Genomic DNA, 22553 nt, shown 5'->3' on the forward strand with positions numbered 1-22553 from the left:
ATTTTTTCTTGAACGGCGCGCTCAGCTCACGATGCCCAGGTGCCATGGCACGAACTCGTGGTCGCCAAGGCCCAGCGTCTCGCTTCTGGTCGGCTCGCCCGATGCGTGGCGCAGGATCTGCTCGAAGATGTGCCGGCCCAGTTCGGGCACGGAGAGTTCGCCGTCGATCACCACGCCGCAGTTGATGTCCATGTCTTCCTCCAGGCGTCGGAACATCGGCGTGTTGCTCGCGAGCTTGATCGTCGGAGCGGGCTTGCTGCCGAACATCGAGCCGCGCCCGGTGGTGAAGCAGATCAGCTGCGCGCCGCTGGCGATCTGGCCGGTGACGGCCACCGGGTCGTAGCCCGGCGAATCCATGAAGACGAAGCCCGGCTCGTCGATGGGTTCCGCGTATTCGTACACCGCGCGCAGCGGCGTGGTGCCGCCCTTCATGGCGGAGCCCAGCGATTTCTCGAAGATGTTGGCCAGACCTCCGGCCTGGTTGCCGTGGCCCACCACGCCGTTGAACTGCGCGTTCTGGCCGGCCGCGTAGCGCTCCCACCAGGCGAGGCGGTCGAGCAGCTTCTGCCCGACCTCGGGCGTGGCGGCGCGGCGCGTGAGCATGAATTCGACGCCGTGGATCTCCGGCGTTTCCGACAGGATGGCGGTGCCGCCGTGGCGCACCAGCAGGTCCATCGCCGCGCCCAGCGCCGGGTTGGCGGTGATCGCCGAGAAGCCGTCGGAGCCGCCGCATTCGAGCCCGATCTTCAGGTGGTGCGCGCCGACGCGCGTGCGCTGCGCCGCATTGGCCTCGGGCAGCATCTCCTCGATCGCGCGGATGCCGGCCTCGATGGTCGCGCGCGTGCCGCCCACCTCCTGCATCACCAGCGTGCGCATCAGCCGGCCCGCCTGGAGGCCCTGCGAATCGACCAGTGCATCGACCTGGTTGCGCTCGCAGCCCAGGCCCACGATGAGCACGCCGGCCAGGTTCGGATGGCGCGCGTAGCCCGCCAGCGTGCGGCGCAGCACGTCGAAGTGCTCGCTCGGCGACGACATGCCGCAGCCGCTGGTCTGCGCGAATGCGGCCACGCCGTCCACGTTGGGAAACGCCGCCATGCGCTCGGGCGTGAAGTGCGCGGCGATGCGCTTGATCACGGTGGCCGAGCAGTTCACCGACGAGAGGATGCCGATGAAGTTGCGCGTGCCGACGCCGCCACCGGGCCGCTCGAAGCCCATGAAGGTCGCGCGCTCGGCTTCGGGCACGAAGTCCACGGGCCGCACGTCCTGGCAGAAGGCCGGGTCGCGGTAGCTGTCGACCAGCGTGAGGTTGTGGCTGTGCACGTAGTCGCCGGCCTGCAGGTCGCGCGAGGCCACCCCGATCACCGTGTCGTACTTCCTCACCTCCTCGCCGGCTGCGATGGCGCGCGACGCGATCTTGTGGCCGGCGGGAATCTGCGCCCTGGCGCGCACGCCGAACTCGGCGATCGCCTCGCCCAGGGCGATGGCGTTCTTGGCGACCAGCACGTTGTCGTTCGGATGCAGGCGAAGCAGGGGGCTGTCGTTCATGAAGAAAAAGGAATGGAAAGGTGCTTGCGGATGGAAGGCTTGCTCAGCCCTTTTCCATCAGCTCCTTGAGGTTGAGCTTGCGAATGAGCTCGGTCTCCTGCCGGTAGACGGCCTGCACGTACTTCTGGTACTCGGGGCCGTCCTGGTACATGACGGGGGCGTCGATGCTTTCCGCAACCTTGCGGAATTCCTCGCTGTTGACGGCGGTGCGGAACGCATCGCGCAGCTTCTTCTCGACCGCCGGCGGCAAGCCCTTGGGCGCGCCGATGCCGTTGGGCGCTTCCACCACCACGTCGTAGCCGAGTTCCTTGAGCGTGGGCGTGTCCTTGAAGCGCGGCGTGCGCGTCTCGCCCCAGGTGGCGAGCAGGCGCAGCTTGCCGCTTTCCACGTGCGGCGCCCAGGAACTGCTGTCGGCCAGCATGTCGACCTGTTCGCCCAGCACGTCCTGCAGCGCGGCCGAGCCGCCCTTGTAGGCGATGGCGTTGAACTTCACGCCGGCCGCCTGCGCGAACTGCTCCATGCCGACGTGCGTCGCGCCGCCGATGCCGGCATGCGCGTAGGTGACGGTGCCGGGGTGGGCCTTGGCATGCGCCACCACGTCGCGCAGCGACTTGAACGGCGAGCGCGCGGGCACCGCGATGCCGAAGGTCTGGCCCGAAGTGCGTGCGAGGTAGGTGAGATCTTTCAGCGGATCGAGCTGCACGGTGCCGATCTGGGAGAAGCGCGTCACGGAGATCGGTATCTGGCCGATGGTGTAGCCGTCGGGCCGTGCCGAGGCCAGTGCCTTGGTGCCGATCATTCCCGAGGCGCCCGCGCGGTTCTCCAGCGCGATGGGCTGGCCGAGTTCGCGTGACGCGATCTGGCAGATGATGCGCATCGACCGGTCGGCCGTGCCGCCCGCGGGCCATGGGCAGATGAATGTGAGGGGGCGTTCGGGGTAGTCGGCGGCCAGCGCGCGTGCTGGTGCGCTGGCGAGTGCGGCGGCGCCCAGGCCGCCCAGCACGAACTGACGGCGTGCCAGCTTGCGAGGGGTTTTCATCGTTGTCTCCAGGAATCGTTGTTCGGCAGGCAGGGCGGATTCTTCCGGAGACAATCATTGCCATCCAATGAAATAGCGGACTCTCTTCATGAGCTTCAGGTTATGAAGAGAAAAAGGCCGCATGACGCCCCACGACACCATGAGCCAGATCGACCGCGTGCTTCGCTCCAACCTCAAGCTGCGCCACCTGCAACTGCTGGTGGCGCTCGACGAGTTCCGCCACCTGGGCCGCGTGTCGGAGTTCCTGTCGATCACGCAGCCGGCCGTCTCGAAGATGCTGGCGGAGATCGAGCGCATGTTCGACCTGAAGCTGTTCGTGCGCTCCACGCGCGGCACCGAGCCCACGCCCTACGGCGCGACGGTGGTGCGCTTCGCGCGCTCGGTGCTGGCCGACTACCAACGCACGCGCGACGAGATCGACGCCGTGGCCAGCGGAGGCGCGGGCCGCACCAGCGTCGGCGCGATGGTGGTGGCCACGCCGAGCCTGCTGGTGCAGGCCATCCAGCGGCTGAAGAAGCAGTCGGCGCTGACCACCGTGATGGTGGAGGAGGGCGATCTCACGCGGCTGCTGCCCCGCCTGCGCGTGGGCGAACTCGACCTGATCGTCGGCCGGCTGGAGCCCGGCTATGCATCGCCCGACCTGGAGACCGAGGCCCTCTACGCGGAGCCGATGTGCATCGTCGTGAGCCCGGAGCATCCGCTGGCGAAGGCTTCCAGGCCGAACTGGGCGATGCTCGCCGGGCTGCCCTGGGTGGTACCGCCGCCGTGGGCTTCGTCGCGCTCGAAGCTGGCGCAGATGTTCTACAAGCATCGTCTCGTGCCGCCGGCGGACATCGTCGAGACGGCTTCGTTCCTCGTGACGCTTTCGGTGATGCACCAGCGGCCGGCCGTCGGCTTCCTGGCGCGCGGCGTCGCCCGGCACTTCGCGAAGCAGGGACAACTCTGCATCCTGAAGATCGACGTGCCGATCGAACTCCCGCCGGTGGGCATCATCACGCTGCGCGGCCGTTCGCAGACGCCGGCCAGCCTGCTGCTGATGGACTGCCTGCGAAAGGTCGCGCCGAAATAGGAAACAGGAGGCAGGAGACCGTTCCGTCAGCGCAGCACCAGCACCGGAATGTGCGAGTGCGTCAGCACGTGCAGCGTCTCGCTGCCCATCAGCAGGCGCGCGAGGCTGCGGCGTCCGTGCGAGGCCATCACGATCAGGTCGCACTGCTGGTTCTTCGCGGTGGTGATGATGGCCTCGGCCACCTGGTTCGACCGCATGACGATGGCCTGCGCGCTGCGCACGCCCTTGGCGAGTGCCGAAGCCGCCACCTTGTCGACCAGCTGCTGCGCGGCCCGGTCGGTGTGCGCCTGCGATTCCTGGATGTCGCGCTGGCTCAGCATCATCGAGCCCTCGAAGTAGCCGACCGGCTCGATGTGCGCGACGGTGACGCTCACCAGGTCCGCATTGGTCAGAAGAGCCAGGTCGATGGCGGCTTTGACCGCTTGCTCCGACAGCGCCGAGCCGTCGGTCGCCACAAGAACGCGCTTGTACATGGCAGGCTCCTTGGCCCCCGGCACCGCGGGTGCCCACACTTCAGTCTAGTTCGCGATCGCGGCCATGCAAGCCGGGCAGGCTACCCTTCATTTTTCGCGCCGGCTGCCGATAACTCCTGCTCGTACACGAAAAAGGAGGATCGAAATGGTGAATGCCATCGGTGCAACCGGCAGCGCGAGAAGCGGGGGCGACGTGAACGTCGAGATTGCGAAGATTCAACGCCAGATCACGGCGACGCAGAAGCAGATCAAGGAAACACAGGGCCTGCTGCTCAGCACGCCCGAAGGCGATGCGCGCAAGATGGTCCAGCAGCAGCTCCAGGCGCTGGCGGCCCAGCTGGCCATGCTGCAGCAGCAGATGAACGCGCTGCGCATGGGCGCCGTCCAGAAGAGCGCCATGGCGTCGATGGAGGAAAGCGCCACCGCCTCGCAGCGTGCCGGCAACGGCAGCCGCAACGCTTCGATCGGCGGCATCGTGGACGTGCAGGCCTGACTCAGCCTCCGCGCTCGGGCCACCGGTGCCGCGTGCCGCCGGAGCGCCGGTCGGCCTTCTCCGCCACTACGCCCTGCGCGAGAAGCTCTTCCCCGCGCTGCTCGAGGTGCCGCAGGCAGCGCAGGAAGGCCTCCATGTCCGCGGGCGCGATGCCTTCCAGCAGCTCGGTGTTCAGCCCCGCGATGCGCGGGAAGAGTCCGCCGAACAGCTGCTGGCCCGAGGCGCTCAGCCGCACGTGCACCTCGCGCCGGTCTTCCGCGTTCTGGCGGCGGTGCACCAGTTTCTTCTCGACAAGGCTGCGCAGTCCGCGCGAGGTGCGCACCCGGTCCAGGTGCAGCTGCGCGGCGAGCGCCGACGACGTCATCTCGCCTTCCTGCGCGAGCGTGGCGATCATTCCCCATTCGCGGCGCGTGATGCCGAAGCCGCCCTCGACCAGCCGGGTGGCCATGCCGCTGCCCGCGCGCACGGCGCGCGCCATGCGATAGAGCAGCAGGTCGTCCAGGGAACGGGGCGCGCGCAACGCTCCTGCATCGGGAAAAGCTTGTTGCATATGGGTGGCGGAACGGCGGGGTGAGTGTGGTTCGCCCGCCTCGGCGGGCAGTTGATTGATTAGATCAACTGTTTGCCCATACGTATAAACCAGTAACAAATTTGAACGAGCGGAAACAGTCTTGACGCGCGATTTTCGCCGTGAAACCCGCGCCTTCCCGTTCACGACAACTGTCCCGCAGGAGATCCGATGCCCGCATTTCTTTCCAGGCGCAAGCTCATCATGGCAGGGGGCATGGCCCTTGCCGCTTGCGCTCCCCTGGCCCATGCCCAGGCGCCCGCCGCGCTGGACGGCGGGCCGCTCACCCTCGTGGTCGGCTATGCGCCGGGCGGCAGCACCGACCGCATCGCGCGGCTGATCGCCGAGCGTCTCGGGCCGAAGCTCGGCGTGCAGGTGAGCGTGGAAAACCGCCCGGGCGAGGGCGGCCGGCTCGCGGCCAAGGAAGTGAAGCGCGCGCCCGCCGGGCAGAACGTGCTGATGCTGGGCAACCCCGCCGTGATGGTGGTCGCGCCGCTGGTGTTCAAGGACGCGGGCTACGACCCAGACAAGGACTTCGTGCCCGTCTCGCAGGTCAGCAGCTACGACTTCGCGCTCGCGGTCGGCCAGAAGCTCCAGCTCGACCGCGCGATGTTCCTGGTGGGCCGGCTCTGGGCGCATCCGGAAGAGGCCGTGTTCGGCGTGCCCGCCACCGGCAGCCTGCCCCACTTCTTCGGCCTGATGGTGGGCGACGCCCTGAGCGTGCAGCCGCAGATCAAGGGCTACGGCGGCTCCGCGCCGCTGGCGGCCGACCTGAGCGGAGGCAGCCTGCCGATCGCCATCGACACGCTCGACTCGCTCTATCCGCAGCACGTGGCCGGCAAGATCCGCATCCTCGCCACCTCGGGCAAGAAGCGCGCGAGCTTCGCGCCCAACATCCCGATCTTTCGCGAGGCCGGCATGAAGATCGACGCCGACGGCTGGAACACCTTCTTCGCGCCCAGCTCGATGGCGCCCGCCAGGGTGCAGCTGCTGGCCAACTCGATCCGCGACGTCATGAAGGACCCGGGCCTGCAGAAGGCGGCCGACGCGCTCTTCATCACGCCGGTGGTCAGCAACGCGGCCGAGACCGCGCAGATGCTCAAGGCCTATCGCGCGCAGTGGGAGCCGGTCGTGCGCCGCTCCGGCTTTCAGCCCTGAACTTGATACTCCCCCCAGGCTTCGCGCACTTCGTGTCGCTGCGCCAACCCCCTCGCCCGGGGGGCGACACCTGCGGCCCGGCAAAGCCGGTTCCGCGGTGTCCCGCGAATGGGCCGCGCTTGTTCAGGCGGCGAGGGCTCGCATCTCGGAGATCAGGTCGGCCTTGCCTTCGAAGCCGATGCCGGGCAGTGGCGGCAGGGTGACGTAGCCGTTGTCCACTTTCACGCCGTCGGGGAAGCCGCCGTAGGGCTGGAAGAGGTCGGGGTAGCTCTCGTTGCCGCCGAGGCCGAGGCCGGCGGCGATGGCCAGCGACATCTGGTGGCCGCCGTGCGGGATGCAGCGCGAGGGCGACCAGCCGTTCTCCTTCAGCATGTCGAGCGTGCGCAGGTACTCCACGAGGCCGTAGCTCAGCGCGCAGTCGAACTGCAGCCAGTCGCGGTCGGGGCGCATGCCGCCGTGGCGGATGAGGTTGCGCGCGTCCTGCATCGAGAACAGGTTCTCGCCCGTGGCCATCGGACCGGCGTACACCTCGCCGAGCTTGGCCTGCAGTTCGTAGTCGAGCGGGTCGCCGGCTTCCTCGTACCAGAAGAGCGGGTATTGCGAGAGGGCGCGGCCGTAGTCGACGGCCGTCTGCAGGTCGAAGCGGCCGTTGGCGTCCACCGCGAGCTGCTGGCCGGGGCCGAGGATCTTCAGCACCGACTCGATGCGCTCGCAGTCTTCGGCGAGCGTTGCGCCGCCGATCTTCATCTTCACCACCGAGTAGCCGCGCTCCAGGTAGCTGGTCATCTCGCGCTGCAGGCCTTCGAGGCCCTTGCCGGGGTAGTAGTAGCCGCCGGCCGCGTAGACGAACACGCGCGGGTCGGGCTTGCCGGTGCCGTAGCGCTCGGCCAGCAGCTGGTAGAGCGGCTTGCCTGCGATCTTGGCGGTGGCGTCCCACACGGCCATGTCGATGGTGCCCACGGCCACCGAGCGCTCGCCGTGGCCGCCGGGCTTCTCGTTGATCATCATGCGGGCCCAGATCTTGTGCGGATCGAGGTTGTCGCCGGTCTCGTCGAGCAGCGACGCGGGCTCGGCCTCCAGCAGGCGCGGCAGGAAGCGCTCGCGGATCAGCCCGCCCTGGCCGTAGCGGCCGTTCGAATTGAAGCCATAGCCGATGACCGGCTTGCCGTCGCGGATCACGTCGGTGACCACGGCCACGAGGCTCAGGGTCATCTTCGAGAAATCGATGTAGGCGTTGCGGATGTCCGACTTGATGGGGCGGGTGGATTCGAGGATGTTGACGATTTTCATGGTCGGGTTCCGGGGATGAGAAAGAAGCGAAAAGGTTGTTCAGCGGTGCAGCGACGAACCGCCGCAGATGGCGACGTCCTGCCCCGTGATGGCCGCCGCCTGCGGCGAGAGAAGAAAGCCCACGAGCGCGGCGATCTCCCCGGGCTGGATCAGCCGGCCTATGGGCGGCATGCGCGGCGCGCTGCCCGCGCGGGCCGGGTCCTGCAGCATCGAGGTCTGCGTCGCGCCGGGCGACACCACGTTGACGGTCACGCCCCGGGCCGCGACTTCCGCGGCCCAGCTTCGCGCGAGCGCGATCAGCGCGGCCTTGGTCGCGGCGTACTGGCCGCGCCCGGGCAGGCCCTGCGCGACGCGGCTGCCGACGAACACCACGCGGCCCCTGCCGCGCGCGGCCATCGCGGGCACGAGCGCGTCGGCCAGGCGCGTGGCCGCGTCGACGTGCAGGCGCCACATCAGCTCGCCACCAACATGGTCGAGCGAGCCCAGCTCGCCGACGCGCAGCACGCCGGCCGCATGCACCAGCGCATCGGCATCCTGCAGCGCGGCGGCTGCGCGCGCGATGGCATCGGCATCGCACAGGTCCACCGCCGTGTGCGTGAAGCCTGCGTGGGAGGACAGCGTCGGCGCGGCGAGGTCGACGCCGCTCACGCGCCAGCCGGCCTCCAGCAGGTGCGAGGCGATGGCGCGGCCGATGCCGCCGCTGCTGCCCGTCACCACCGCATGGGGCGCCGTGGCGAACTCATTCGACATGGATGTTGCCTTCGATGATGATCTTCTTCGAGCGCGCCATGTCCTCGGCCTGGAACTTCGAGAAGTCCTCGACGCTGCCCGGCGTCAACAGCAGGCCCTGCGCATTCAGCGTCTCGCGCATGTCGGTGCCCAGCGCCTTGTTGACCTCGGCGTTCAGCCGCTGCGTGATGGCCGCCGGCAGCTTCGCCGGGCCCCACAGGCCGTACCAGCTGTAGAACTCGTAGCCCGGGATGCTCTCGCCCACCGTGGGCACGTTCGGCAGGCTGGTCGCGCGCGTGGCCGAGGTCACCGCAATCACCTTCAGCATGCCGCTCTTGTGGTACTGCAGCGAGCCGAGGATCGGGTCGATGAAGCCGTCGATCTGCCCGCCGATCAGGTCCTGGAAGGCCGGCGCCGTGCCCTTGTACGGCACGATCAGGTAGTCGAGCCCGCCGCCCGCGCGCTTGAGCAGCTCGGTCGACAGGTGCCCCGCCGATCCGATGGAGCCCACCGCGAAGGTCATCTTGCCGGGGTGCGCCTTGGCGTATGCGATGAGCGACTTCACGTCGTTCACCGGCAGGTTCTTGTTGACCGCCACCGACAGCGGCGCCTTCGCCACCAGCGCCACCGGGGTGAAGTCCTTCACCACCTCGTAGGGCACCGACTTCATGGTCATCGGCGCGGTGGTGAAGGTCGAGGCGTTGAACAGCAGCGTGTAGCCGTCGGCCGGCGCCTTCGACACCACGTCGGCGCCGATCACGCCGTTGCCGCCCGCGCGGTTCTCCACGATGAAGCTCTGGCCCGTCTGCTCGCCGAGCTTCTGCGCCAGCAGGCGGCCGATGGTGTCGAGCGTGCCGCCCGGCGGAAACGGGATCACCATGCGCACCGGGCGGCTGGGCCAGTTCTGGGCGAAGCCGGCGGTCGATGCGGCTGCCAGCGCGAGGGCGGCCAGGGTGGCGCGCAGGAAGTGCTTGCGTTGCATGTCTCTTGTCTCCTTGTGTTTTCTCGATCGGGCGCCATGGCCCGTGGGCTCAGCGCTTCGACAGCCCGGCTTGCTCGACGGCGGCGCGCAGCGCGTCCATCTCGCGCGCGTTCGGCGCCTCGGTCGGCGGGCGCACCGTGGCGTTCTCGAGCACGCCGGCCAGGTACATGCCGCCCTTCATGCGCGCATGCGCCTCGCCGGTGGGCTCGCCGCCGCCGTACACGGCATCTTTCAGCGGCGTGATGAGCGCCTGCACCGCCATTGCCTTCTTCAGGTCGCCGGCCTTCACCGCGTTCCACAGGTCGATGATCAGTTGCGGGATGAAGGTCGCGAAGCCGACCAGCGCGCCGTCCACGCCCTGGACCATGGAGGCCAGCAGGTATTCGTCGTGGCAGGTGAGGATGGCCTTCGAGGCATCGGCCTCGCGGATCGCCTGGATGTCGCGGGCGTACTTGTTCATGTCGCGCTGGCCCACCTTGAAGGCCTGCAGGTAGGGCAGGCGCGCCAGCTCGGCCAGCAGTTGCGACGAGTACGAGGCGCGCGTCCATGCCGGGTATACGTGGCAGACCAGGTCCAGCTCCGGCGCGGCGCGGTGGATGGCCTCGAAATACTGCAGCGCATGGCCGGGCGTGAAGCCGAAGCGCAGCCAGTGGTGCGGCGGCATCACGTCCAGCGCCACCGCGCCGGCGGCCTGGGCGGCGCGGGCATGCTCGGCGGCCTCGGCCAGGCCCTCGCAGACGATCGACGAGATCACCGGCATGCGGCCGCGCAGCTCGTCGGCGACGATGCGCGTCACCTCGGCACGCTCCGAAGGCGTGAGCGAGAACACCTCGCCGGTGTGGCCGTTGGTCATGATCGCCACCACGCCGTCGTGGCCGGCCAGCCACGAGGCCAGCTTGCGCAGGGCCGGTTCGTCGATGCGGTGGTCGTTCGTGAAGGGGCAGGAAATGGCGGGGATGATCCCGCGATAATTCGCGATGGAAGGCATGCTTTGTCTCCGTGATGGTTCAAGTTGCAGGAATGGGTGCATCTTTTGCCGGCGGGGCACGGGCCGTCCAATACTCGAATCGCATACAACTATTCAACCGATCGCGCAGCGCATGGGCCCCGGCAACCGACCGCTCGACCTCGAATGGCTGGAAGATTTCCTGGCCCTGGCCGAGACCGGCAATTTCTCGCGTGCCGCGCAGGCCCGCTCCATCGCGCAGCCCGCCTTCAGCCGGCACATCCGCTCGCTGGAGGAATGGGTGGGCGTCGACCTGTTCGACCGCAGCGCGCATCCCACCGCGCTCACGGCGGCGGGCAAGCGCTTCCAGCCGCTGCTGCAGGAAGCGCTGGCGGGCCTGGAGGCCGCGCGCATCAAGGCCCGCGCCGCCCACGACCTCGCGGCGGCCAGCCTGAGCTTCGCCGCCACCCATGTGCTTTCGCTGACCTTCTTCCCGCGCTGGCTGGCGGGAGTGGAGTCGAGCCTGAGCATGGGGCCGATCCAGACCATCTCCGACAGCTCGTACGCCTGCGAAGACCTGATGCTGCAGCGCCGCGTGCAGTTCGTGCTGTGCCACGGCCATGCGGGTGCGCCCGGCCGGCTGGACGAGGCGCAGTACCCGGTGCAGCGATTGAGCGAGGACGTGCTGGTGCCCGTGAGCGCACCCGACGCGAAAGGCGCGCCGCAGCATGCGCTGGGCGAGGGCCGATCGCCCTCCGTGCTCGCCTACAGCGAGGCTTCGGGGCTCGGCCGGATCATGCGGGCCATGCAGGACAGCGAGTTCGGCAAGGACTTCGCCGCGTCGCTGTCGATCGTCTTCACGGCCCACCATGCCGCGCTGCTGCGCACCATGGCGCTGGAAGGGCGCGGCCTTGCGTGGCTGCCGATGAGCCTGGTGGCCGATGATCTGCGTACTGGTGCGCTGACGGACGCCGGCGCGGGCGGCTGGCGCGTGCCGGTGGACATTCGTCTGTACCGCCAGCAGGCGCAGATGGCGCCGGTGGCCGAGGCGCTGTGGGCGCTGGTCAGCGAAAGCACCTCAGCCGCCTGATTGGCCCCGCTTGTTCGCGGGACACCGCGGAACCGGCTTTGCCGGGCCGCAGGTGTCGCCCCCGGCGAGGGGGTAGGCGCAGCGACACGAAGTGCGCGAAGCCTGGGGGAGTTCTAGTTCATGCAGCGCGCTTCGAGCGCGTCCAGGAAGCTGCGGTCCCACCGGCCTTCCTTCATCGCCTGGATGGTGCGCGCTTCCGTCTCCAGATGCGCGCGGGCCTTCTCGATCAGCAGCTCGGCCTCGTCGGGCGAGAAGGCCAGCAGCCCGTCCTGGTCGCCCACCACGATGTCGCCCGGGTTCACGACCATGCCGCCGACCGACACCGGCACGTTGATCTCGCCGGGGCCGTCCTTGTAGGGGCCGCGATGGTTCACGCCGCGCGCATACACCGGGTAGTCGCGCTCGCGGATCTCGGCCACGTCGCGGATCGCGCCGTCGAGCACCAGGCCCGCGGTGCCGATGGTCGCGGTATAGAACGACAGGATGCCGCCGATGACGGCGTTGGTGACGTCGCCGCCCGCATCGATCACCAGCACGTCGCCGGGCCGGCAGAACTCGAAGGCGCGCATGGGCGTGAGGTTGTCGCCGCCGCGCGTCTTCACGGTGACGGCCGTGCCCGCCATGGTCTTGTGGCCGGGGCGGTGGTAGGGCTGCAGGCCGACGCTGCCGATGTTGCGGTGCAGGTTGTCGCTGAGCGCGGCGACCGGAATGTCTTGCAGCGCGGCGAGGATGTGCGCCGCCACCTGCGGGGCCGACGGGTTCTTGCGAATGGCTTTGTAGGGCATGGGGATCGTCCTGGTCGTGAAGTCTTCAGCGCAGTGCGGCCACGGCGCGCGCGATGCGCCTGCAGCCTTCTTCCAGCGTCTCGAGCGACGTGGCGATGGAAAGCCGGAAGTAGGGCGACAGGCCATATGCCGTGCCCGCCACCACGGCTACGCCTTCGCTCTCGAGCAGGTACATCACCACGTCGCCGTCTTCCTGCAGCCGCTTGCCTTGGGGCGTGGTCTTGCCGACGAGCCCGCCGCAGTTGATGTACAGGTAGAAGGCGCCGGGCGGCGTGGCGCAGCTCAGGCCGGGAATGTCGTTGACGAGTGCGAGCGTGCGGTCGCGCCGCTGCCGGTAGACGGCCACGCTTTCGGCCACGAAGCTCTGGTCGCCGTTCAGCGCCGCGGCGGCGGCGGCCTGGCTCACCGAGCAGCAGTTGCCGGTGGATTGCGAAAGCAGCGTGTCCAGCGCCTTGATGAGGTCCACCGGCCCGGCCGCGTAGCCGATGCGCCAGCCCGTCATCGCATAGGTCTTGGAGACGCCGTTCACGATCAGCGTGCGGTCGCGCAGCGATGGCGCCACCGCCAGGATGTGCGGCAGCGGCTCGCTGTCGAAGCGGATGTGCTCGTAGATCTCGTCGGTCATCACCATCACCTGCGGATGGCGTCCGAGCACCTCGGCCAGGGCGCGGTACTCGGCGGCGGTGTAGCTCGCGCCGGTCGGGTTGCTCGGCGAATTGATGAGCAGCCAGCGCGTGCGCGGCGTGATGGCGGCCTCTAGCTGCGCGGGCGTCAGCTTGAAGCCGTTGGCCTCGGGGCAGGCCACGGTGACGGGCGTGCCCTCGCAGGCCAGCACCATGTCGGGGTACGACACCCAGTAGGGCGCCGGAATGATCACCTCGTCGCCCGGCTCCAGCGTGATCGCGAAGGCGTTGTAGATCGCGCTCTTCGCGCCGCTGGTGGCGATGATCTCGTTCATCGCGTAGCTCAGGCCGTTCTCGCGCTGCAGCTTGGCGACGATGGCCTCGCGCAGCTCCACGGTGCCCGCCATCAGCGTGTAGCGGGTGGCGCCGCGCTCGATGGCGGCGGCCGCGGCCTGGCGGATGTGGGCGGGCGTGTCGAAGTCGGGCTCGCCCACCACGAGGTTCACGATCGACTTGCCCTGCCTGCGCAGCTCGTTGGCGCGGTCGGCGGCCGAGGTGCTGGGCGAGGGCTTGATGCGCCGCACGCGGGCGGCAATGCGGGAGGCAACGTTGGAGTCGGCGCTGGAGGTAGTGGCTTGCATGGACCGAACGGTACGCACATCGCTCCCGCGAGGCCAAGACGAGATTGCACTGGTCGTATAGGCGCAGCTTATGACTCATGGTGAGCACCCATATCCGCCGCGCGGGGCCGGTGCTAGGCTTGGCTTTTGCTTGGGGACAAGGCGTGAACCTGCGACGCCTCAAATATTTCGTGAAGATCGTGGACATCGGAAGCCTCACGCAGGCGGCCGAGGTTCTTTTCATCGCCCAGCCAGCGCTGAGCCAGCAACTGGCCACGCTCGAAGGCGAGGTGCGGCAGCAGCTGCTGGTGCGCACCAAGCGCGGCGTGACGCCCACCGAAGCCGGCAAGGTGCTGTACCGCCATGCGCAGATCATCCTGCGCCAGTGCGAGCAGGCGCGTGTCGACATGGAGGCCGCGGGCGAGGGGCTCTCGGGCCAGGTGTCTGTGGGGCTCGCGCCGGGCACGGCCGCCTCGGCGCTCTCGCTGCCGCTGCTTCGCACCGTGCGCGCGCGGCACCCGGGCATCCTGCTCTACCTGAACGAGAACTACGGCACTACGCTCAGCGAACTCATCATGAACGGCCGGATGGACCTGGCCGTGCTGTACGGCGACAAGGCCATCCACGGGCTGACCTTCCTTCCGCTGCTCAAGGAGCCGCTCTTCCTGGTCGGCCCCGCGTCGATGCCCGCTCCCTCGCAGCCGGTGAAGCTGGCCGACCTGCGCGACATCGAGCTCTTCCTGCCGCGCCCGTACAACGTGGTGCGCAAGCTGGTGGACGCGGCCTTCGTGCGCGCGGGCATGGTGCCGCGCGTGGTGGCGGAGATCGAGTCGGCCTTCACCCTCACGGCGGCCATTGCCGACGGGCTGGGCGCCACCATCCTGCCGGCGTCGATGGCGCGCGAGGTGGTGGCGAGCTGCGGCGCCTGGCAGTTCCCGATCGTCGATCCGGTCATCGAGGCGCCGCTGGCGCTGTGCCAGTCCGACCACCTGCCGCTGTCGGAGCCCGCGCAGGCGGTGAAGGACATCCTGCTCGAACTGGTGGCCGACCTGGCCGGCACCGTCGCGTCGACGCCCGAGCCCGAGATCGCCGCGCTGCCGTGACGCTGGCGTATCGGTGGGCGTCATAAGGCGCCCTTATCCCGGCACAGCCAAACCGTCTTTGGCTTCAGGCTCGCGGCCCGTTACCTTTCATGCATGCCGTCACGCGCTCGCGGAGCGCGTCGGCCATCACAGCCACCGGCATGAAGCAGGAACAGATCAAGACGCTCATCGACGCTTTGGCCGCATCGGACCTGGCGGAGCTGGAGTACAGCGAGAACGGCAGCACGCTGCGGCTGGTGAAGCTGGCTGCGCTGGGGGCCGCGCCCGTCGCGCGGACGCCGGCCGTCGCCCGCAAGGCGGCGAAGAGGACCGTCGAGGAAACGGCGGCGCCGGCGCCTGCCGGTGACGAGTGCCTCGCACCGCTGCACGGCGTGGTGCATCTCCAGCCCGCCCCGGGCGAGCCGCCTTTCGTGCAACCGGGGCAGGCGGTGGAAGCCGGCCAGATGCTGTGCGTGATCGAGGCGATGAAGATGTTCAACGAGGTCCGCGCCGACCGTGCGGGCGCCGTCCGGCAGGTGCTCGTGCAATCGGGCCAGGAAGTGGAAGCGGGGCAGCCCCTGTTCCGCTTCGAATGAGGAGGCACGCGCGATGCCGTTCGACACCGTCCTCATCGCCAACCGCGGGGAGATCGCGCTGCGCATACAGCGCGCCTGCCGTGGCCTCGGCCTGCGCACCGTGGTCGTGCACTCGGAGGCCGACCGCGACGCGATGTACGTCGCGCAGGCCGACCAGGCGCTGTGCATCGGCCCCCCGGCGCCAGGCCTGAGCTACCTCGACCAGTCCGCCATCCTGTTCGCGGCAGAGGTGAGCGGCGCGCAGGCGATCCATCCCGGCTACGGCTTCCTTTCGGAGAACGCGGGCTTCGCGCAGCGCTGCGAGGAAGCCGGCCTCGTCTTCATCGGCCCCAGCGCCGCCTGCATCCGCACCATGGGCGACAAGGTTTCGGCCAAGCGCGCGATGCGCAAGGCCGGCGTGCCCTGCGTGCCCGGCCCCGACGAGGCGCTGCCGGACGATGCCGCCGCTGTGCAGGCGCTGGCACGCGAGATCGGCTACCCCGTCATCGTCAAGGCCGCGGGCGGCGGCGGCGGTCGCGGCATGCGCGTGGTGCACGAAGAGTCCGCGCTGCTCGACGCAATGGCCCTCACCCGCGAGGAAGCGCGCCAGGCCTTCGGCAACCCCGAGGTCTACATCGAGAAGTTCCTGCTGCACCCGCGCCATGTCGAGATCCAGGTGCTGGCCGACAGCCACGGCAACGCCGTATGGCTGGGCAGCCGCGACTGCTCGCTGCAGCGGCGCCACCAGAAGGTGATCGAGGAAGCGCCCGCGCCCGGCATCGACGAGGCGCTGCTGGCCGAAGTGGGCGAGCGCTGCGCGGCCGCGTGCAGGCAGAGCGGCTACTGCGGCGTCGGCACCTTCGAGTTTCTCTACGAGAAGGGCGCCTTCTACTTCATCGAGATGAACACGCGCCTGCAGGTGGAGCACCCCGTGACCGAAATGACCGCCGGCATCGACATCGTGCAGCAGCAACTGCGCATGGCGCGCGGCGAGCGCCTGTCGATCGCGCAGGCCGACGTGCGCTGCCAGGGCCATGCCATCGAGTGCCGCATCAATGCCGAGAACCCCGATACCTTCGCGCCCGCGCCGGGCCGCATCACCGGCTGGCAGGTGCCCGGCGGATTCGGCGTGCGCGTCGACTCGCATGCGGGCGCGGGCTACCGCGTGCCGCCGTACTACGACTCGATGATCGCCAAGCTCATCGTGCATGGCGCGAGCCGCGCCGACGCGCTGGACCGTATGCGCCTCGCGCTGGCCGAGACGCGCGTGGAGGGCATCGCCACCAACGTGCCGCTGCATCGCGAGCTGCTGCGCGACGAGGGCTTCGCCGCCGGCGGCGTCGACATCCATCATCTCGAACGCTGGCTGCAGCAAAGGAGCGCGGCGTGAGCACGGCACCATCCATCAGCCTCCTGGGCACCACCGCGCTGCTGTTCGAGGCGCCCGGCGGCATGAACCTGCCCTCTCAGCAGCGCATCTGGGCCCTGGCGCACGAGGCCGAGAGCTGGCCCGAGGTGCGCGAGGCCGTGCCGGGCATGAACAACCTGATGCTCACCTTCAGCCGGGCGCCGCGCCACCTCGATGCGCTGCGCGCACGCCTGTGCGAGGCCTGGGACGCGGCCACCGCCATGCGGCGCGAAGGCCGCATCGTCGAGCTGCCGGTGGTCTACGGCGGCGAGGGAGGCCCGCACATGGCCGACGTGATGGCGCACACGGGCCTGGGCATCGAGGCCATCGTGGAGCTGCACAGCGCGCCGCTCTATCCGGTGTATGCCCTCGGCAGCCATCCCGGCTACTGCTACCTGGGCGGCATGGACCCGCGCATCGCCACGCCCCGTCGCAAGACGCCGGTGCTGAGCATCCCGGGCGGCGCGGTGTCGATCGGCGGCGCGCAGACGGGCGTGTCGGCATCGGCCGGCCCGAGCGGCTGGAACACCATCGGCAGCACCTCGATGGCGTTCTTCGATCCCGCGAAGGATCCGCCCGCGACGCTGCAGCCCGGCGACATGATCCGCTTCCGCGTGGAGGGCATCGTCCGATGATCGAGATCCTTTCCTCCGCCGCGCTCGCGACCGTGCAGGACCTGGGCCGCACCGGCAGCCTGCGCTGGGGCGTGGGCACCTCGGGCGCCATGGACAACCTCGCGCTGGCCGCCGGCAACCTGCTGCTGGGCAACGAGCTCGGCGCCGCGGCCGTCGAGATACCGGTGTTTCCGTTCAAGGTGCTCTTCGACGAGGACTGCGCCTTCGCGCTCACCGGCGCCGACTGCGCCGCCCGCCTGGACGACCAGCCCCTGCTGCCCTGGTGGGTGCACCAGGCGCGCGCCGGCCAGGTGCTCACGCTGGGACTGCCGCAAGGCGGCGCGCAGCGCGGCAGCCGCGCGGTGCTGTGCGTGGCCGGCGGCATCGACGTGCCCGAAGTGCTGGGTTCGCGCAGCACGCAGCTGCGCGGCGCATTCGGCGGCCACGAGGGGCGCGCGCTGCGCCGGGGCGACCTGCTGCGCGCGGCCGGCGCGGCCAGCGCCTGCCGCACCGGCTTCGGCCTGGTGCCGCCCGCGCTCGCACTGCCGCTGGAGCGCGACGGCGCGATGGCCGTGCGCGTGCTGCCGGCGGCCGAGTACGCGGCTTTCGAGCCGTCCTCCCGCGAGGCCTTCTGGGCCGGCGAATGGAAGATCACGCCGCACAGCGACCGTTACGGCTACCGGCTCGAAGGCGAGGCGCTGCGGCCGATCGCGCCGATGGAGCTGCGCTCGCACGGCATCGTGCCGGGCGTGATCCAGGTGCCGCACAACGGGCAGCCCATCATCCAGATGCGCGACGCCCAGCCTTCGGGCGGCTACCCCAAGTTCGGCACCGTGATCGAGGCCGACATGTGGCGCCTCGGCCAGGCGCCCATCGGCAGCCGCATCCGCTTCATCGAGACCACCTGGGACGAGGCGCTGGATGCCCTCGACGAGGTGCGCGCCTGGCTCGACAAGGTCGCGCGCATGGTGGAACTGCATCGCGGCGCGCCCGCCGCCAGGAACTGAACGGCATGCAGGACGTTTCCCGACTCGCCGCCTGGCTGGCAGGCACCGACATCGGCCTTCTCGAGCTGCGCACGCCCGAGGGCACGCTGCGCCTCGGGCGCCGGGGCGACGACGTCGTCGAGTTGCCGCAGGACGAGGAAGAGATCGAGCCCGTGCCGGTCAAGGCCCCCTCGCTCGGCGTCTTCCTGCACGGCCACCCGCTCGCGACCGCGCCGCTGGCGCGCATCGGCGCTCGCGTGGAGGCCGGCCAGACCGTCGGCCTGCTGAAGATCGGCCCGCTGCTGCTGCCGGTGGCCGCGCCGCAGGCAGGCATCGTCGATGGCGTCCATGTGGCCGATGGCGCAGCCGTCGGCTACGGCACGCCGCTGCTCGACCTGCACCCGCTCTGACGAACAAGAGAAGGACACCCCGATGGACATCGACCTGAACGCAGACCTCGGCGAAGGCTTCGGCCCCTGGCGCATGGGCGAGGACGAAGCGCTGCTCGACATCGTCTCCTCCGCCAACGTGGCCTGCGGCTTCCATGCCGGCGACCCGGTCATCATGGACCGCACGGTGCGCATGGCGCGCCAGCGCGGCGTGGACGTGGGCGCGCACGTGGGCTTTCCGGACCTGATGGGCTTCGGCCGCCGGCAGATGCAGATCGAGACGAAGGAGCTGGTGGCCTGCGTGCTCTACCAGCTCGCCGCGCTCGACGGCATGGCCCGCACGGCAGGCCACCGCATGACGCACATGAGCTTCCACGGCGCGCTCGGCAACATGGCGGCCGCCGATGCCGCGCTGGCCGAGCCGCTGGTGCGCGCGGTGGCCGACTTCGATCCCTCGCTCACCGTCAGCACCTCCGCCAGCCGCGCCATCGAGGACGCGGCCGGGCGCTGCGGCCTGCGCGTGCGCAGGACCTTCCTGGCCGACCGGGCCTGCGGCGACGACGGCCTGCTGGTGCCGCGCAAGCTGCCCGGCGCCGTGATCCACGAGCGCGAGGCGGTGCTGGCGCGGGTGCGCCAGCTGCTGGAGGACGGCACCGTCACCAGCGTCACCGGCAAGAAGATTCCGATGCGCGTGCATTCGATCCTGCTGCACGGCGACACGCCCGGCGCCGTCGAGCTGGCGCGCGTCGTGCGCGGCGTCGTCGAGCAGGCCGGGCGCGTGGTACCCATCTCCAGGCAGGCGAACGACTGACCGGCCGCTTCGATGCATCGGGGCACGAACATGGTGCTTACCCTTAGTCATATGCACGGATCGCGGGCGACATAAGGGGGGCTTATCGCTCCACAGCCAATCCGTCTTGGCGCAGCGCACAGGCGCTGGCTACAGTGAATTCCAGGCAGCCATCTGCCACCCGACGAAAGAACAGAACATGCCGTTTTCCGACTACAAGACCGCACTGGTGACCGGAGCCTCCTCGGGCATCGGCGCAGCCGTCGTCGAGCGCCTGAGCAAGGAGGGCCTGAAGGTCCACGCGCTCGCTCGCAGCGCCGACAAGCTGGCCGACCTCGCCGCGCGCACCGGCTGCATTCCGCACGCCATCGACGTGAGCGACATCGCGGGCATCACCGCGCTCGCGAAGGAAGTCGAGTTCGACGTGCTGGTCAACAACGCCGGCGTGGACCGGCCCGGTTCCATCCTCAAGGCCGACGCCGAAGGCATCGACCTGCTGGTGGACGTGAACCTGCGCGCGGTGCTGCACCTGTGCCGGCTCGTGGTGCCCGGCATGGCGGCGCGCGACCGCGGCCACGTGGTCAACATCAGCTCCATCGCGGGCGCCTACAACTTCGGCGGCAACAGCACCTATCACGCCACCAAGGCGGCGGTGAGCATGCTCTCGCGCCAGCTTCGCATCGACTGCTTCGGCAAGCGCGTGCGCGTCACCGAGATCTGCCCGGGCCGCGTGGCCACCGACATCTTCGCGCACGTGCACGGCGACTCCGAGGACACCTACAAGCGCTTCGTCGAGGGCTTCGAGCTGCCGCAGGCGGAAGACATCGCGAACGCCATCGCCTTCGCGATCTCGGCGCCCATCGCGGTGAACGTGGGCCACATGGAGATCACGCCCACGCTGCAGGTGCCCGGCGGCCTCTCGACCACCCGGCCCGAAACGCCACGGGCCTGAGCGGCACGAACGCATCCGATCCAGGCAAGGCAAAGGAACCGGCGCATGAAAGACTTCGACCTGCTTGCCATCCTGCTGAAGCCGGAGTTCGGCGACATGCTGCTGCATGGCCTGCTGGAAACGCTGAGGATCGCGGCCGGTTCCTGGCTGCTCGCCATGACCATGGCCATCGTGCTGCTGGTGGTGCGGCTCACGCCGAGCCGCATCGCCGAGCGCGTGGTGGCCGGCTACATCTCCTACCACCGCAACGTGCCGACGCTGGTGCAGCTCATGTTCTGGTACTTCGGCATCTTCAGCCTGCTGCCCGACGCGCTGCAGGGCTGGCTGTCGGCCAACAACGCAGAGAGGCTGCTGTCCATCGTCGCGCTGGGCCTGTGCCAGGCCGCCTACTTCAGCGAGGACATGCGCTCGGGCCTGCGCGCAATCCCGGCCGGGCAGGCCGAGGCGGCACGCGCGCTCGGCCACGGCTACATCGGCTCCATGCGCCACGTGATGCTGCCGCAGGCCATCCGCAACGCGGTGCCGGCGCTGGTCAACCACAGCGTGTCGCTCTTCAAGAACAGCAGCCTGGCCATGGCCATCGGCGTGGCCGAGCTGACGCACGCGGTGAAGGAGATCGAGAGCCAGAGCTTCCGCACCTTCGAGGCCTACAGCGTGGCCACCGTGCTCTACCTGGTGTGCTCGCTGCTCATCATGGCCGTGGGCGGATGGCTGTCGCGGCGCTACCGCATCGCAGGCGCGAGATAAGAAGAAAGAAGCGGAACCACGATGTACAGCGTCTACGAAATCCTCCGCGACAACTGGCTGCTGCTGCTGGTCGGCCAGTACCCCAACGGCCCGCTCGGCGGCATCGTCGCCACGCTGATCCTCTCGGTGCTGGGCATCGTGCTGGCCTTTCCGCTGTCGGTGCTGCTCGCGCTGGCGCGGCTGTCGCCCTGGCGCGTGCTGCGCTGGCCCGCCACCGTGCTGGTGTACGTGGTGCGCGGCGTGCCGCTGCTGATGGTGATCCTGTGGGTCTACTTCCTGGTGCCGCTGCTCATCGGGCGCGACGTGTCGGGCTTCACCACCATGCTGTGCACGCTGGTGATCTACGAGGGCGCCTATCTCTCGGAGGTGGTGCGCGCGGGCATCCAGGCCCTGCCCAAGGGACAGACCGAGGCGGCGCGCGCGCTGGGCCACAGCCACCTGGGCACCATGTGGTTCGTGATCCTGCCGCAGGCGCTCTACAACATGCTGCCCAGCATGCTGAGCCAGTTCATCTCCACCATCAAGGAGACCACGCTGGGCTACGTGATCAACGTGCAGGAACTCACCTTCGCGGCCAACCAGATCAACAACCAGCTGCTGACCAAGCCCTTCCAGGTGTTCTTCATCCTGGCGATGACCTACTACGTGGTCTGCTTCAGCCTGACGCAGCTCACGCAATGGCTCGAGCGGCGCATCGCGCACAAGCGGCTCGGTGCCGCGCAGGCGCAAGCCTCGGCCGCGGACGGCACGCCGCTTCCTTCGCCGATGGCGGCGCCCCAGCCATGACCGCGACGCCTGTTCCACACCCATCGCCCGCGAGGGACGACACCATGATCCTGTTCTCCAACATCAACAAGTGGTACGGCGACTACCAGGCGCTGGCCGACATCAACGCCGAGGTGAAGAAGGGCGAGGTCGTGGTGGTCTGCGGGCCCTCGGGCTCCGGCAAGTCCACGCTGATCCGCACCGTGAACCGGCTGGAGGAAGTGAAGTCGGGCCAGTTGCTGTTCGACGGCCAGGACATCCACGCGCCCATGCGCAGCGCGGCGCTGAACAAGTTGCGCAGCCGCATCGGCTTCGTGTTCCAGAGCTTCAACCTGTTCCCGCACCTGTCCGTGCTGGAGAACATCATGCTGTCGCCGATGCGCGTGCTCGGCGTGAAGCGCGCCGACGCGAAGGCCAAGGCCGGGCAGCTGCTGGAGCGCGTGGGGCTGTCGAACAAGGCGGGCGCGTATCCCGCGCAGCTCTCGGGCGGCCAGCAGCAGCGCGTGGCCATCGCCCGCGCGCTGGCGATGGAGCCGCCGGCCATGCTGTTCGACGAGCCCACCAGCGCGCTCGACCCCGAGATGGTGGGCGAGGTGCTGTCGGTGATGCGCGGGCTCGCCAACGACGGCATGACCATGATGTGCGTCACGCACGAGATGAACTTCGCCCGCGAGGTGGCCGACCGCATCTGGTTCATGGACGCGGGGCGCATCCTCGAGAAGGCCGACCCCGCCACCTTCTTCGGCAGTCCGCAGCATCCGCGCGCGCAGCGCTTCCTGTCGGACCTGCGCGCGCATTGAATCCGTCTTCCCTCGTTCAGTTCCACGCAATCCCC

Annotated in this window: 25 protein-coding genes; 15 read left to right on the forward strand and 10 right to left on the reverse strand. The window is 69.3% G+C overall.

All coding sequences use genetic code 11. The features are described 5' to 3' along the window. Nucleotides 1-21: 21 nt before the first annotated feature. Together EJP69_RS16700 and EJP69_RS16705 are read right to left on the reverse strand one after the other, a co-directional pair. On the reverse strand, nucleotides 22-1545 hold the full coding sequence (locus tag EJP69_RS16700; protein ID WP_093209951.1) for a UxaA family hydrolase: 1524 nt from the start codon (nucleotides 1543-1545) through the stop codon (nucleotides 22-24). A 43-nt stretch (nucleotides 1546-1588) separates the two neighbouring features. Further along, nucleotides 1589-2584: a tripartite tricarboxylate transporter substrate binding protein gene (locus EJP69_RS16705; RefSeq protein ID WP_093209949.1), complete on the reverse strand. Its 996-nt coding sequence runs from the start codon at nucleotides 2582-2584 to the stop codon at nucleotides 1589-1591. Nucleotides 2585-2723: 139 nt separating this feature from the next. On the opposite strand from EJP69_RS16705, the gene EJP69_RS16710 reads away from it, so the two are divergent. Further along, a complete protein-coding gene (locus EJP69_RS16710) occupies nucleotides 2724-3653 on the forward strand; it encodes a LysR substrate-binding domain-containing protein (RefSeq protein WP_126471588.1) in 930 nt (309 codons plus the stop codon). A 26-nt stretch (nucleotides 3654-3679) separates the two neighbouring features. Here the strand turns inward: EJP69_RS16710 and EJP69_RS16715 are convergent, their stop codons facing one another. After that, nucleotides 3680-4126, reverse strand: coding sequence for a universal stress protein (locus EJP69_RS16715; RefSeq protein WP_093209947.1), 447 nt, complete (start codon nucleotides 4124-4126; stop codon nucleotides 3680-3682). Nucleotides 4127-4271: 145 nt separating this feature from the next. Here EJP69_RS16715 and EJP69_RS16720 point away from each other — a divergent pair, with 145 nt between their 5' ends. Then, nucleotides 4272-4619, forward strand: coding sequence for a FlxA-like family protein (locus EJP69_RS16720; RefSeq protein ID WP_170217139.1), 348 nt, complete (start codon nucleotides 4272-4274; stop codon nucleotides 4617-4619). A 1-nt stretch (nucleotide 4620) separates the two neighbouring features. On the opposite strand, the gene EJP69_RS16725 is transcribed toward EJP69_RS16720, so the two are convergent. Continuing rightward, complete coding sequence (locus EJP69_RS16725; RefSeq protein ID WP_093209943.1) at nucleotides 4621-5169, reverse strand: MarR family winged helix-turn-helix transcriptional regulator; 549 nt, start codon at nucleotides 5167-5169, stop codon at nucleotides 4621-4623. A gap of 189 nt (nucleotides 5170-5358) precedes the next feature. On the opposite strand from EJP69_RS16725, the gene EJP69_RS16730 reads away from it, so the two are divergent. Further along, nucleotides 5359-6345, forward strand: coding sequence for a tripartite tricarboxylate transporter substrate-binding protein (locus EJP69_RS16730; RefSeq protein ID WP_093209942.1), 987 nt, complete (start codon nucleotides 5359-5361; stop codon nucleotides 6343-6345). Between the two features lie 123 nt (nucleotides 6346-6468). Here EJP69_RS16730 and EJP69_RS16735 read toward each other — a convergent pair whose 3' ends face one another. The 4 genes from EJP69_RS16735 to EJP69_RS16750 are packed head-to-tail and all read right to left on the reverse strand — an operon-like array spanning nucleotide 6469 to nucleotide 10334. After that, a complete protein-coding gene (locus EJP69_RS16735; protein WP_093209940.1) occupies nucleotides 6469-7635 on the reverse strand; it encodes a mandelate racemase/muconate lactonizing enzyme family protein in 1167 nt (388 codons plus the stop codon). A 39-nt stretch (nucleotides 7636-7674) separates the two neighbouring features. Then, nucleotides 7675-8385 carry an SDR family NAD(P)-dependent oxidoreductase gene (locus EJP69_RS16740; RefSeq protein WP_126471548.1) on the reverse strand — a complete coding sequence of 237 codons (711 nt, stop codon included), beginning with the start codon at nucleotides 8383-8385 and terminating at the stop codon, nucleotides 7675-7677. After that, complete coding sequence (locus EJP69_RS16745) at nucleotides 8375-9346, reverse strand: Bug family tripartite tricarboxylate transporter substrate binding protein (protein WP_126471550.1); 972 nt, start codon at nucleotides 9344-9346, stop codon at nucleotides 8375-8377. Before EJP69_RS16745 ends, EJP69_RS16740 begins: the two co-directional genes overlap by 11 nt. 49 nt (nucleotides 9347-9395) lie before the next feature. Continuing rightward, a complete protein-coding gene (locus tag EJP69_RS16750) occupies nucleotides 9396-10334 on the reverse strand; it encodes a dihydrodipicolinate synthase family protein (protein WP_093209934.1) in 939 nt (312 codons plus the stop codon). 112 nt (nucleotides 10335-10446) lie between these two features. Between EJP69_RS16750 and EJP69_RS16755 the strand changes: the two genes are divergently transcribed. After that, entirely contained in the window at nucleotides 10447-11382 is a 936-nt protein-coding gene (locus EJP69_RS16755) for a LysR family transcriptional regulator (protein ID WP_126471552.1), read from the forward strand. 113 nt (nucleotides 11383-11495) lie between these two features. Here EJP69_RS16755 and EJP69_RS16765 read toward each other — a convergent pair whose 3' ends face one another. Both EJP69_RS16765 and EJP69_RS16770 read right to left on the reverse strand, forming a co-directional pair. Then, on the reverse strand, nucleotides 11496-12167 hold the full coding sequence (locus EJP69_RS16765; RefSeq protein ID WP_093209931.1) for an RraA family protein: 672 nt from the start codon (nucleotides 12165-12167) through the stop codon (nucleotides 11496-11498). Between the two features lie 25 nt (nucleotides 12168-12192). Then, the gene (locus EJP69_RS16770) at nucleotides 12193-13431 is read right to left on the reverse strand and encodes an aspartate transaminase (RefSeq protein WP_126471554.1); all 1239 of its coding nucleotides are present in this window, start codon (nucleotides 13429-13431) and stop codon (nucleotides 12193-12195) included. A 143-nt stretch (nucleotides 13432-13574) separates the two neighbouring features. Between EJP69_RS16770 and nac the strand changes: the two genes are divergently transcribed. The 11 genes from nac (at nucleotide 13575) to EJP69_RS16825 (ending at nucleotide 22518) form a co-directional block, all read left to right on the forward strand. Continuing rightward, nucleotides 13575-14513 (forward strand): nitrogen assimilation transcriptional regulator NAC, encoded by a 939-nt coding sequence (gene nac, locus EJP69_RS16775; protein WP_093209927.1) that lies wholly within the window; start codon nucleotides 13575-13577, stop codon nucleotides 14511-14513. Nucleotides 14514-14653: 140 nt separating this feature from the next. Next, on the forward strand, nucleotides 14654-15088 hold the full coding sequence (locus tag EJP69_RS16780; RefSeq protein WP_093307712.1) for an acetyl-CoA carboxylase biotin carboxyl carrier protein: 435 nt from the start codon (nucleotides 14654-14656) through the stop codon (nucleotides 15086-15088). Between the two features lie 13 nt (nucleotides 15089-15101). Beyond that, on the forward strand, nucleotides 15102-16457 hold the full coding sequence (gene accC, locus EJP69_RS16785; RefSeq protein WP_126471556.1) for an acetyl-CoA carboxylase biotin carboxylase subunit: 1356 nt from the start codon (nucleotides 15102-15104) through the stop codon (nucleotides 16455-16457). Beyond that, nucleotides 16454-17110 (forward strand): 5-oxoprolinase subunit PxpB, encoded by a 657-nt coding sequence (pxpB, locus tag EJP69_RS16790; RefSeq protein WP_126471558.1) that lies wholly within the window; start codon nucleotides 16454-16456, stop codon nucleotides 17108-17110. The genes accC and pxpB overlap by 4 nt, the downstream gene beginning before the upstream one ends. Continuing rightward, on the forward strand, nucleotides 17107-18096 hold the full coding sequence (locus EJP69_RS16795) for a 5-oxoprolinase subunit C family protein (RefSeq protein ID WP_126471560.1): 990 nt from the start codon (nucleotides 17107-17109) through the stop codon (nucleotides 18094-18096). The genes pxpB and EJP69_RS16795 overlap by 4 nt, the downstream gene beginning before the upstream one ends. A 5-nt stretch (nucleotides 18097-18101) precedes the next feature. After that, a complete protein-coding gene (locus EJP69_RS16800; RefSeq protein WP_126471562.1) occupies nucleotides 18102-18485 on the forward strand; it encodes an acetyl-CoA carboxylase biotin carboxyl carrier protein in 384 nt (127 codons plus the stop codon). A 22-nt stretch (nucleotides 18486-18507) separates the two neighbouring features. Further along, a complete protein-coding gene (locus tag EJP69_RS16805; RefSeq protein WP_126471564.1) occupies nucleotides 18508-19275 on the forward strand; it encodes a LamB/YcsF family protein in 768 nt (255 codons plus the stop codon). Between the two features lie 178 nt (nucleotides 19276-19453). Next, nucleotides 19454-20206 (forward strand): SDR family oxidoreductase, encoded by a 753-nt coding sequence (locus EJP69_RS16810; protein WP_093209916.1) that lies wholly within the window; start codon nucleotides 19454-19456, stop codon nucleotides 20204-20206. Between the two features lie 45 nt (nucleotides 20207-20251). Next, entirely contained in the window at nucleotides 20252-20953 is a 702-nt protein-coding gene (locus EJP69_RS16815) for an amino acid ABC transporter permease (protein ID WP_093209914.1), read from the forward strand. A 21-nt stretch (nucleotides 20954-20974) separates the two neighbouring features. Further along, the gene (locus EJP69_RS16820) at nucleotides 20975-21739 is read left to right on the forward strand and encodes an amino acid ABC transporter permease (protein WP_093307701.1); all 765 of its coding nucleotides are present in this window, start codon (nucleotides 20975-20977) and stop codon (nucleotides 21737-21739) included. Between the two features lie 44 nt (nucleotides 21740-21783). Further along, on the forward strand, nucleotides 21784-22518 hold the full coding sequence (locus EJP69_RS16825; RefSeq protein WP_093209910.1) for an amino acid ABC transporter ATP-binding protein: 735 nt from the start codon (nucleotides 21784-21786) through the stop codon (nucleotides 22516-22518). Nucleotides 22519-22553: the final 35 nt, after the last annotated feature.

The organism is Variovorax gossypii (assembly GCF_003965815.1).
GTDB classification, from domain to species: domain Bacteria; phylum Pseudomonadota; class Gammaproteobacteria; order Burkholderiales; family Burkholderiaceae_C; genus Variovorax; species Variovorax gossypii.